This is a genomic window from Deinococcus aetherius (genome assembly GCF_025997855.1).
GTDB classification, from domain to species: Bacteria; Deinococcota; Deinococci; order Deinococcales; family Deinococcaceae; genus Deinococcus; species Deinococcus aetherius.
In genome coordinates this window covers 122,471-132,931 of record NZ_AP026562.1, presented here as the reverse complement: position 1 = coordinate 132,931, position 10,461 = coordinate 122,471, and the positions used below count along the sequence as shown (strand labels likewise).

9 protein-coding genes are annotated in these 10,461 nt (G+C 71.0%); 4 read left to right on the top strand and 5 right to left on the bottom strand.

The features are described from left to right. Positions 1 to 55: 55 nt before the first annotated feature. From rhaS to DAETH_RS20195, 5 genes are all read right to left on the bottom strand, one after another. The gene (gene rhaS / locus DAETH_RS20215; RefSeq protein ID WP_264778421.1) at positions 56 to 1,048 is read right to left on the bottom strand and encodes a rhamnose ABC transporter substrate-binding protein; all 993 of its coding nucleotides are present in this window, start codon (positions 1,046 to 1,048) and stop codon (positions 56 to 58) included. 79 nt (positions 1,049 to 1,127) lie between these two features. Further along, positions 1,128 to 2,147, bottom strand: coding sequence for an ABC transporter permease (locus DAETH_RS20210; protein ID WP_264778420.1), 1,020 nt, complete (start codon positions 2,145 to 2,147; stop codon positions 1,128 to 1,130). Beyond that, positions 2,144 to 3,169 carry an ABC transporter permease gene (locus tag DAETH_RS20205; RefSeq protein WP_264778419.1) on the bottom strand — a complete coding sequence of 342 codons (1,026 nt, stop codon included), beginning with the start codon at positions 3,167 to 3,169 and terminating at the stop codon, positions 2,144 to 2,146. The genes DAETH_RS20210 and DAETH_RS20205 overlap by 4 nt, the downstream gene beginning before the upstream one ends. Further along, positions 3,166 to 4,695: a sugar ABC transporter ATP-binding protein gene (locus DAETH_RS20200; RefSeq protein ID WP_264778418.1), complete on the bottom strand. Its 1,530-nt coding sequence runs from the start codon at positions 4,693 to 4,695 to the stop codon at positions 3,166 to 3,168. Before DAETH_RS20200 ends, DAETH_RS20205 begins: the two co-directional genes overlap by 4 nt. Beyond that, positions 4,688 to 4,981 (bottom strand): L-rhamnose mutarotase, encoded by a 294-nt coding sequence (locus tag DAETH_RS20195; RefSeq protein WP_264778417.1) that lies wholly within the window; start codon positions 4,979 to 4,981, stop codon positions 4,688 to 4,690. Before DAETH_RS20195 ends, DAETH_RS20200 begins: the two co-directional genes overlap by 8 nt. Before the next feature lie 190 nt (positions 4,982 to 5,171). Between DAETH_RS20195 and DAETH_RS20190 the strand changes: the two genes are divergently transcribed. The 4 genes from DAETH_RS20190 (at position 5,172) to DAETH_RS20175 (ending at position 10,421) form a co-directional block, all read left to right on the top strand. Beyond that, the gene (locus DAETH_RS20190; RefSeq protein ID WP_264778416.1) at positions 5,172 to 5,531 is read left to right on the top strand and encodes a DeoR family transcriptional regulator; all 360 of its coding nucleotides are present in this window, start codon (positions 5,172 to 5,174) and stop codon (positions 5,529 to 5,531) included. A 79-nt stretch (positions 5,532 to 5,610) separates the two neighbouring features. Beyond that, positions 5,611 to 6,801 (top strand): L-rhamnose isomerase, encoded by a 1,191-nt coding sequence (gene rhaI / locus DAETH_RS20185; RefSeq protein WP_264778415.1) that lies wholly within the window; start codon positions 5,611 to 5,613, stop codon positions 6,799 to 6,801. Positions 6,802 to 6,850: 49 nt separating this feature from the next. After that, entirely contained in the window at positions 6,851 to 8,935 is a 2,085-nt protein-coding gene (locus DAETH_RS20180) for a bifunctional aldolase/short-chain dehydrogenase (protein ID WP_264778414.1), read from the top strand. Continuing rightward, positions 8,925 to 10,421 carry a rhamnulokinase gene (locus tag DAETH_RS20175; RefSeq protein WP_264778413.1) on the top strand — a complete coding sequence of 499 codons (1,497 nt, stop codon included), beginning with the start codon at positions 8,925 to 8,927 and terminating at the stop codon, positions 10,419 to 10,421. Before DAETH_RS20180 ends, DAETH_RS20175 begins: the two co-directional genes overlap by 11 nt. The last annotated feature ends 40 nt before the right edge of the window (positions 10,422 to 10,461 follow it).

The window sequence follows — 10,461 nt, the reverse complement described above, 5'->3', positions numbered from 1 at the left end:
AGGAAAGCCGCCGCCGTCCACTCCCGGACGGCGGCGGGCGCGGGGGCGCGAGGGTTCAGAAGTTGAACTTGTCGATGTTGCCCTTGTCGAACACGGTCAGCGGCCCCAGGATGACCACCCCGTCCTTGCCGACCGTGCGCTGGCCGAGCTTGCCCGCGCCGAACTTCTCGCCCTCCTTGCCCGCGATCTGCCCGCTCACGAGGGCCGCCGCCGCGTAGGAGGCGAGGTAGCCGAGGTCCTCCGGGTTCCACAGCGCGAAGCCCTGCACGGTCCCGTTCTTCACGAACTCGCGCATCTGGTTGGGGGTGCCCAGCCCGGTCAGCGCGACCTTGCCCTTGTAGGGGCTGCCCGACAGGTAGCGGGCGGCGGCGCTGATGCCCACCGTGGTCGGGGAGATCACGCCCCTGAGGTTGGGGTAGGCCTGCATCAGCCCCTGCATCTCGGTAAAGGACTTCTGGTCGTCGTCGTTGCCGTAGGCGATCTTGACGAGCTTTATGTCCTTGTACTGGGGCTTTTTCAGCTCGTCCTGCATCACGGCGATCCAGGCGTTCTGGTTGGTCGCGTTCGGGGTGGCGGACAGGATGGCGATCTCGCCCTTGTTCCCGATCTGCTTGGCGAGGAGCCTCACCTGGTCGCGTCCGATGGTGTCCGTGCTCGCCTGGCTGACGAAGAGGTTACGCCCGCCCGCCGCCACGTCGCTGTCGTAGGTCACGACCTTGACGCCCTGCTGCATCGCGCGCTTCAGGTACGGCACGAGCGCGTTCTGGTCGCTGGCGGACACCACGATGGCGTTCTGGCGCTGGGCGAGCAGGGTGTTGATGTAGCTCACCTGACTGCTCGCGCCCGCGTCCGACGGGCCGACCTGCTTGCCGACGCCCGCGAACTCCTTGATGGCGGCCTGACCGCCCCTCCACGCGGTCGTGAAGTAGGGGTTGTTCACCTGCTTGGGCAGGAAGGCGATGGTGATGCCCTTCTTGATCGTGCCCTGGGCGGCGGCGGCCCCCAGGGCCAGGGTCAGGGCGGCGAGCATCAGCTTGCGGTGGTGCATGGGTTCCTCCGGGGTGAATGGGAGTGGATGGAAGGGCGGGCGGGGTGCGGGTGGACGGTGCGCGGGCGAGGTCAGGGGCTCACGGCGCGCCTCCCTTCGGGCTGGTAAGGTTGCTCCGCCGCTGGCGGGCCGCCCGCAGGCGCGCGGCGACGTTCGGCCCGAGGACCGAGAGGATCAGCAGGAGGCCGGTGACGATGGTCAGAATCTCGTTCGGCACGTCGGCGAGGGTGAGCGCGTTCTGGATGATTCCGATCAGGAACACGGCGGCGATCACGCCGACCACGCTGCCCCGCCCGCCGAAGATGCTCACGCCGCCCAGCAGCACCGCCGCGATGACGGAGAGTTCGAGCCCGGCGGCGTTGTCCGCCCGGGCGCTGGAGAAGCGGAAGGTGTACACCACCGCCGCGAAGGCGCTCATCAGGCCCGAGAGGATGAACAAAAGCAGCTTGGTCCGTTCGACCCGCAGCCCCGCGAAGCGCGCGGCGACCTCGTTCGCGCCGATGGCGTACAGCGACCGCCCGAACGGGGTGGCGTGCAGGGCCACGGCGGTGATGACGGCGAGGACCACGAAGGCCACGAGGGGAATCGGAATCTGCGTGCCGGGAACCAGCCCGAACCCCAGGTTGGTCCAGAAGGGGGGAAAATCCGCCACCGCCCGGTCCCCCAGCAGCGCGTAGGCCAGGCCCCGGTACAGGGCGAGCGTGCCGATGGTGACCGCGAGCGAGGGCAGCCCCAGGCGAGTCACCAGCCAGCCGTTGAAAAAGCCCGCGAGCGCCCCGAGGCCGAGGGTCAGGAGAATCGCCAGCCCCATCGGGACGTGCGCGGCCCACAGCACGCCGAGCAGGGCGGAGCACACGCCGAGGGTGGACGCAACGGACAGGTCGATCTCCGCCGCGATGATGATCAGCGTCATCGTGAGGGAGATCAGGGCGACCTCCACCAGATTTGCCGAGAGGTTCGAGAGGTTCGCCCCGGTGAGAAAGGCGTCCGAGAGCCTGGACCCCAGTCCCAGCGCCAGGACGACGAGGGCGATGATGGTGGCGTCCCAGCCCAGGGGGCTGCGGGCGGGCCTTCCCGGGGCGCTTGGCGGCAGGCTCACCTGTGGCTCCTTTCCTGCACCCTGCGGGCGGCGCGGCGTGCGAGAACGATGTCGACGCTGATGGCGAGCAGCAGCAGCGCGCCCTGGATGGCCTGCTGCCAGAAAGCCGGGGCCCGCAGCGCGACGAGGGCGCTGCCGATCACGCCGAGCAGCAGGGCGCCGATGCCCGCCCCGGCGACCGTGCCCACGCCCCCTGTGATCGCCACGCCGCCCACGACGGCCGCCGCGATCACCTGGAGTTCCAGGCCGGTCCCGGCGGCGGCGTCCACCGTCCCGAAGCGGGCGAGGTACAGCACGCCCGCGAGCCCCGCGATGGCCCCCGAGAGGACGAAGCCCGTCAGGACCCGGCGGTCCACGTCGATCCCCGCCAGCCGGGCGGCCTCGACGTTGGAGCCGACCGCGTAGTACTCCCGCCCGGAGCGGTACGAGCGCAGGTAGACGCCGAAGCCCACCATCACGGCGAGGACGAGCAGCACGAGGGACGGCACGCCGAGGACCGAGCCGCTGGCGAAGGCGCTGAACGCCGGGGGAAGGTTCGAGGCGGTGATCTGCCCCCCGTGGACGACGGCGTAGTCGAGCCCGCGAAACACGTACAGCGTCCCGAGCGTGGCGACGAGCGCGGGCACCCCACCGTAGGCGACGAGCAGGCCGTTCACCGCCCCGAGCACCGCCCCGATCCCCAGCCCCGCGAGGAAGGCGAGCCAGACCGGCATCCCCGGGTGGGCGACGAACAGCGACCCCGAGAGGAACGCGGTCAGGCCCAGGACGCTGCTCACGCTGAGGTCCACGTGCCTCATCAGGAGCACGAGCGTCTGCCCGACGACCACGAGCGCCACGATGGAGACGTTCAGCGCCAGGTCGCGCAGGCTCTGCGCGCTCAGGAAGCGGGGGTTGACGGCGGCGGTCACCGCGATCAGGGCCAGCAGGATCAGGATCAAGCTGGCCTCCCGGGCACGGAACAGCCGGGTCAGCAGGTTGGCGGACCCGGGCACCGCCGTGGAGGACGTCGAGAGCCCGGTCATCCCGCCACGCTCCCCACCGCGACCCGCACGCCCGCCGCCCCCTGGCCGGTCGCCAGGTACATCACGGCCTCCTCGGAGGCGTCCCGCCGGGCAAGCTCGCCCACCACCTCGCCCTCGCGCATCACCAGGACGCGGTCGGCCATGCCGAGCACCTCGGGCAGGTCGGAGGAGATCATCACGACGGCGAGACCCCCGGCGGCGAGTTCGGCGAGCGTGCGGTGCACCTCCGCCTTGGCGCCCACGTCCACCCCGCGCGTCGGCTCGTCCACGATCAGGACCGTGGGGCCGGTGGCGAGCCACTTGGCGAGCACGACCTTCTGCTGGTTGCCGCCCGACAGGGTGCTCACGGGGTCGGTCAGGCGGTGCGCCTTGAGCCGCAGCCTGCTCGTCCAGTCGCTCGCGGTCTGCTCCTCCGCCGCCCGGTTCATGAGGAGGCCGCGCCGCAGCCGACCCAGGACGGCGAGGGTCGCGTTGCGCTCGATGGACAGGTTCATCACCAGGCCCTGCTGGCGGCGGTCCTCCGGCACGAGGCCAATCCCCGCGCTCATGGCGGCGAGGGTGTCTGCGGCGGGAATCGCCCGGCCCCGCACCCGCACCTCCCCGCCGTCGCGCGGGTCGATCCCGAAGATCGCGCGGGCGACCTCGCTGCGGCCCGCCCCGACGAGCCCGGCGAGCCCGACGATCTCGCCCCGGCGCACCTCGAAGCTCACGCCCCGGAACACGCCGCGCCGGGTGAGGTCCCGCACCTCCAGGGCCACCTCGCCCGGCGTCACGTCGAGCTTGGGGTACAGCTCGCTGACGTCGCGCCCGACCATGCCGCGCACCACCGAGTCGACGGTGTACCCGGCGGCGGGGCCCGAACTCACCCGGCGGCCGTCGCGCATGATCGTGAACCGCTGGCACTCCGCGAAGGCCTCCTCCAGCCGGTGCGTGATGAACAGCACGGCCGCGCCGCGCGCCCGCAGGGTGCGGACGACCCGGAAGAGCCGCTCGGTCTCCTGCCCGGTGAGGGCGGCGGTGGGCTCGTCCATGATCAGCACGCGCGCCTGGAAAGAGAGGGCCTTGGCGATCTCCACGATCTGCTGGTCGGCGATGGAGAGCCCGCGCACCGGGCGCCCCGGATCGAGCGGCACGCCGAGGTCCCGCAGGATCTCGCCGACCCTGGAGAGCATGGCCGCCCGGTCGATCCGCCCGCCCCGCAGCGGCTGGCGGCCCATCAGGACGTTCTCGGCGACGGTCAGGTCCGGAAAGAGGGTGGGCTCCTGGTAGATGATGGCGACGCCCGCGTCCCGCGCCCCCGCCGGGTTGTGGAAGGTGCGCGGCTGGCCGTCCACGAGCAGCTCTCCCCCGTCGGCGCGGTGGACGCCCGCCAGAATCTTGACCAGGGTGCTCTTGCCCGCCCCGTTCTCGCCGAGCAGGGCGTGCGCCTCCCCGCCGAAGAGTTCCAGGCTGACGTCCACGAGCGCCCGCACGGGCCCGAACGCTTTGCTGGCGTGGTGCAGGGCCAGGATGGGCCGGTCAGTCAAGGTGGAACACCTCCTCCAGCCGCAAGAAGCCCTCGTCCGGGTTCTTCCCGTCCAGGGCCTCGAAGAAGGGCGCCATCTCGGCCTGCCAGCGCGCGTTGACCTCGCGCCCCCGCATCCCGTCCTGTGCCGCCCGGAGGTCCGGCGTCTCGAAATAGCCGACCAGGAGGCCGTCCTCCCGCAGGAACAGCGAGTAGTTGTGCCAGCCCGTCTCGCGCAGGGCCCGGAGCATGTCGGGCCACACCCGCGCGTGGCGGGCCCGGTACTCGGCGAGATGTTCGGATTTCACACGCAGCAGAAAGCACACGCGCTGCGGGTCAGGGGAGGTGGGCGTTGACGGCAAGGGAGCCTCCGGGGCGGGAGAGAACGCACCACGGAAGGTGCGCGGCTGAGTTCGGGTCCTTGTTCACATCTAACACTCCTTCCCGAAAAATTGCAAGGGCTTGTCATTTTCAGCACATCTGATGTTAGAGTGGCGCATGGTCTCCGAGGTCTTCCGGGTGGGCGCCGAGCGCCAGCACCAGATCTTGCGGCGTGCCCTGGCGGAGTGCGTGGTCCGGGTCAGGGAGCCGGGGGTGCACGAGATGACCGTGCGCCGGGACCTCGACCAGCTCGCCGAGCAGGGCTACCTGGAGCGGGTCTACGGCGGCGCCCGGTTGCTGGAGAAGACCAGCGAGGAACTCGCCCACCAACTGCGTGCCCCCCGGAACACCGGGGCCAAGGACCGGATTGCCCGCTTGCATCCCGACCCGGCTCCGGCGGCACCGTTGTGGCGATGCTCGACGCTTCCAAGTTCGCCCGCCGCGCCCTCGCCACCATCGATCAGGTGGATGTCCTGATCACCGACCGACCGCCCCCAGCCGACAGCCGTGCGGCGCCGGGTGCCGCCGACGTCAGGCTCGTCACCCAGGAGGACCGATGAACACCGACGCACTTTTCCAGGCCCTTGACCGACAACGGATCGAGACGCCCTCCTGGGGCTACGGCAACTCCGGCACCCGCTTCAAGACCTTCGCCGCGCCCGGCGCCGCCCGCGACGTGTTCGAGAAGATCGAGGACGCCGCCGAGGTCCACCGCCTCACCGGCATCGCCCCCTCGGTCGCCCTGCACATTCCCTGGGACGAGGTGGAGGACTACGCGGAGTTGCGCCGCTTCGCCGAGTCCCGGGGCGTGACCCTCGGCGCGATCAACCCCAACGTCTTCCAGGACGACCCGTACAAGTTCGGGAGCATCGCCAATCCTGATCCGGAGGTCCGCGAGCGGGCCGTCGGGCACCTGCTGGAGTGCGTGGAGGTGATGCGGCAAACGGGCTCCCGCGACCTCAGCCTGTGGTTCGCCGACGGCACGAACTACGCCGGGCAGGACGACCTGCGGGCGAGGAAGCGGCGGGTGCGGGAGGCGCTGGGGCGCGTCCACGACGCCCTCCCCGAGGGAAGCCGGATGCTCGTCGAGTACAAGCTGTTCGAGCCCGCCTTCTACGCCACCGACCTCTTCGACTGGGGGGCGGCCTACGCCCACTGCCTCGCCATCGGCGAGAAGGCGCAGGTCCTCGTGGACCTCGGGCACCACGCGCAGAGCGTGAATATCGAGCAGATCGTGGCCTTCCTGCTCGACGAGGGGCGGCTCGGCGGCTTCCACTTCAACGCCCGGCGCTACGCGGACGACGACCTGATCGTGGGCACGACCAACCCCTTCGAGCTGTTCAGCATCTACGCGGAACTCGTCGCGGCGGAGGGGGCGGGGGACGACCTCACCCGCACCACCGCGCGGAACGTCGCCTACATGATCGACCAGAGCCACAACATCGAGCCCAAGGTCGAGGCGATGCTCTACTCGGTCCTGAACTGCCAGGAGGCGTACGCGAAGGCGTTGCTGATCGACCGGGAGCGCCTCGCCGCCGCACAGGCGGCCGGGGACGTGCTGGGGGCGCACCGCACCTTCACCGACGCCTTCCGCACCGACGTTCGCCCCCTGCTCGCCGAGTGGCGGCGCTCCCACGGCCTCCCGGAAGACCCCATCGCCGCCCACCGGGCGAGCGGCTACCAGGCCAAGGTCGTAGCGGAGCGCGGCACCGCCGCCGCCGGTGGGGGCTTCCCCGTCAAGAGCTGATCGCGCCCGTCCCGAACCCGCCCCCTCTCGCCCCTTTCCCGGAGGACCCATGACGACCACCCAGCCCAAGACCGTGATTCCCAACTGCTGGAACGACGCCGAGGCGCCGCAGAGCGACGGGCTCGCCTCGCTGACCTACCGCTCGCACCTGCTCGGCTCCGACCGCCGACTCGTCAACATCTACGGCGGCAACACGAGCACCAAGAGCGTGGAAAAAGACCACCTGGGCCGCGACGTGACCGTGCTGTGGGTGAAGGGTTCCGGCAGCGACATCGCCTCCATCACCGAGAAGGGCTTCGCGGGCCTGAAGCTGGGCGAGGTGCTGCCCCTCTTCGACCGACCGAGCATGACCGACGAGGAGATGACGGCGTACCTGGAGCGCACCATCTTCGAGCCCGGCCGTCCCCGCCAGAGCATCGAGACGCTGCTCCACGCCTTCGTGCCCGCCAGGCACGTCGATCACACCCACCCCGACGCGATCATCGCCATCGCCTGCACGCCGAACGGGCGGGAGATCATGCGCGAGATTTACGGCGACCGGGCGGCCTGGGTAGACTACATCCGCCCCGGCTTCACCCTGTCACAGCAGATCGGCGCGGCGGTGCGGCAGAATCCGAGGCTGGAGGCCGTCGTGATGGGCAAGCACGGCCTGGTGACCTGGGGCGACACGTCCAAGGAGAGCTACGAGACCACCCTGCGGATCATCGGGGAGGCGCAGGCGTACCTGGACGCGCACGGGGAGGCGCAGCCCTTCGGCGGTCAGGGGGTCCAGAGCGTGCCTCAGGACGAGGCGAACGCCCTCCTCGCCGAGGTGCTGCCCGTCCTGCGCGGGGCGATGAAGGGGGCGCGGCCCGTCATCCTTAACGTGGACCGCAGCCCGGAGGTCATGGAGTTCGTGAACTCGCGGGCGGCGGCGCGGCTCTCGCAGGTCGGCGCCGCCTGCCCCGACCACCTCGTCCACACCAAGCGGGTGCCCCTGTTCCTGAACTGGACCCCCGAGCAGGGCAGGGACGCACTGATCGCGGCGGCAAAGGAGGGCGTCCAACGCTTCAAGGCCGAGTACGCCGCCTACTTCGAGGAGAACCGGGGCGAGGGGGACGTGATGTTCACGCCCAGCCCGCGCGTGGTGCTCATCCCCGGCCTGGGCATGGTGAACAGCGGCCCGGACGCGCAGGGGGCGGACGTGTCGCGCCAGCTCTACCTCCGCGCCGTCCAGGTCATGAAGAGCGCGAGTGCCCTCGGGGGGTTCGTCTCCCTCACCGCCGCCGAGAGCTACGCCGTGGAGTACTGGCCGCTCGAACTGTACAAACTCGCGCAGAAGCCCGCCCCGAGGGTGCTGGAGGGGCACGTCGCCCTCGTGACGGGCGCGGCGAGCGGGATCGGCCGGGCCATCGCCCGTCGTCTCGCCCAGGACGGCGCCCACGTCGTCATCGCGGACCTCAACGCCGAGGGCGGCGAGCAGGTCGCCACGGAGATCACGGGCGAGCGCGGCTACAGGCGGGCCACCAGCGCCCCGATGAACGTCACGAGCGAGGAGCAGGTGCAGGCCGCCTACACCCGGGCCATCCTGAACTACGGCGGCGTGGACATCGTCGTGAACAACGCGGGCATCGCCTCCAGCGCCCCCGTCGAGGAGACCAGCCTGGAGATGTGGAACAAGAACCAGAGCATCCTCTCCACCGGCTACTTCCTCGTGGCAAGGGAAGCGTTCAGGGTGCTCAAGGCGCAGAATACGGGCGGGAACCTCGTCTTCATCGGCTCCAAGAACAGCCTCGCCGCCGGGAAGAACGCCGCCGCGTACAGCGCCGCGAAGGCCGCCGAGGTTCACCTCGCCCGCTGCCTGGCGGAGGAGGGCGGGGCGCACGGCATCCGGGTGAACTCGGTCCTGCCCGACAGCGTGCTCTCGGGCTCGGCGATCTGGGACGGCCGGTGGCGCTCCGAGCGCGCGGCGACGTACGGCATCCGGGAGGATCAGCTCGAAGAGTTCTACCGCCAGCGCAACACCCTCAAGGTGAACATCCTGCCCGAGGACATCGCCGAGGCCACCTTCTTCTTCGCCACGCCCGCCGCGAGCAAGACCACGGGCGGCATCCTCACCGTGGACGGCGGGGTGCCCATCGCCTATGTCCGCTGAGGGGCAGGGTTCGCGTCACGTCGCCGTCGACCTCGGGGCGTCGAGCGGCCGGGTCGCCCTGGGGACGGTGCAGGGCGGGCGGCTGAGCGTCGAGATCCTGCACCGCTTTCCCAACGGCGGCGTCCCCGTGCGCGGCGGGCTGTACTGGGACGTCCTCGGGCTGTGGCGCGAGATTCTGCACGGGTTGAGACTCGCCTCCGGCCGTGGCCCCGTCGCCAGCGTCGGCGTGAACTCCTGGGCGGTGGACTACGGGTTGCTCGACGACGGGGGCGAACTCCTCGGCGGGGTGCATCACTACCGCAGCGCGCGGCTCGGCGGCGTGATGGAGCGGGTGCGGGCGCGGCTCGGGGACGGGACGATCTACGGGGCGACGGGGATTCAATTCCTGCCCTTCAACACGCTGTACCAACTCGCGGCCGAGCCGCCCGAGCGGCTGGCCCGGGCCCGGACGCTCCTGATGGTCCCCGACCTCCTGCACTTCTGGCTGTGCGGCGCGCGGGTGACCGAGCGGACGAACGCGAGTACGACCCAGTTGTTCGAACCGAGAACCGGGGAGTGGGCGCCCTCGCTGTTGGAGGCCCTCAACCTCCCCACCCACTTCCTCCCGCCCATCGCCTTGCCGGGGACCGACCTGGGGGAGCTGAGCCCGGAGGTCGTGCGCGAGACGGGCCTGCACGGCACCCGCGTGATCGCCCCCGCCACGCACGACACCGCCTCCGCCGTCGCCGCCGTTCCCGCTGCGGCGGGCGAGACGGGTTGGGCCTACGTGTCGAGCGGCACGTGGAGTCTGGTCGGGGTCGAGACGCCGGGGCCCGTTCTGACGGACGCCGCCTGCGCCGCCAACCTGACAAACGAGGCCGGGGTGAACGGCACAACTCGCCTGTTGAAAAACGTCATGGGCCTGTGGATCGTGCAGGAGTGCCGCCGCGCCTGGGGCAATCCCGACTTCGCCGCGCTGTACGAGGGGGCGGGGAACGTCCCGGCGGGAGGTCCCCTGATCGACCCCGACGACGCCCGGTTCCTCCCCCCTGGCCTCGACATGCCCGCCCGGGTGCAGGCGTCCTGCGCTCAGACCGGCCAGCCCGTCCCCCGGACCCCGGCCGAGATCGTGCGCTGTGTGCTCGAAAGCCTCGCCCACCGGACGGCGGACGTGCTGGAACAGTTGGAGGCCGTGCAGGGGCAGCCCATCCGCACCGTCCACGTGGTGGGCGGGGGCGCGCAGAACGGGCTCCTGAACCGGCGCGTCGCCGACCTGTCGGGCCGCACCGTCGTCGCCGGACCCGTGGAGGCGACCCTGATGGGCAACCTGCTCGTGCAGGCGGAGGCGAGCGGGAGCGTTCCCAGGGGGAGTGTGCGGGAAGTCGTGCGGGCGTCCGGGGCCCTGACGACGTTCCCGCCGGGCGGCCCCGTGCCCGCCGGGGAGCGCGAGCGGTTCCGCGAACTCACTGTTCGGCGTAGGGCGGATGAGGTCGTCTCTCAGGACTAGAGTGGGATACCCGGCCCTCCCCCAGCTCCTCCCCCGTGGT

Bases quoted from the DNA above. Each gene is read 5' to 3' on its own strand.
- DAETH_RS20205 (WP_264778419.1), bottom strand. From the start codon at position 3,169: ATGACCGGGCTCTCGACGTCCTCCACGGCGGTGCCCGGGTCCGCCAAC.
- rhaI (WP_264778415.1), top strand. From the start codon at position 5,611: ATGAACACCGACGCACTTTTCCAGGCCCTTGACCGACAACGGATCGAG.
- rhaS (WP_264778421.1), bottom strand. From the start codon at position 1,048: ATGCACCACCGCAAGCTGATGCTCGCCGCCCTGACCCTGGCCCTGGGG.
- DAETH_RS20180 (WP_264778414.1), top strand. From the start codon at position 6,851: ATGACGACCACCCAGCCCAAGACCGTGATTCCCAACTGCTGGAACGAC.
- DAETH_RS20190 (WP_264778416.1), top strand. From the start codon at position 5,172: ATGGTCTCCGAGGTCTTCCGGGTGGGCGCCGAGCGCCAGCACCAGATC.
- DAETH_RS20175 (WP_264778413.1), top strand. From the start codon at position 8,925: ATGTCCGCTGAGGGGCAGGGTTCGCGTCACGTCGCCGTCGACCTCGGG.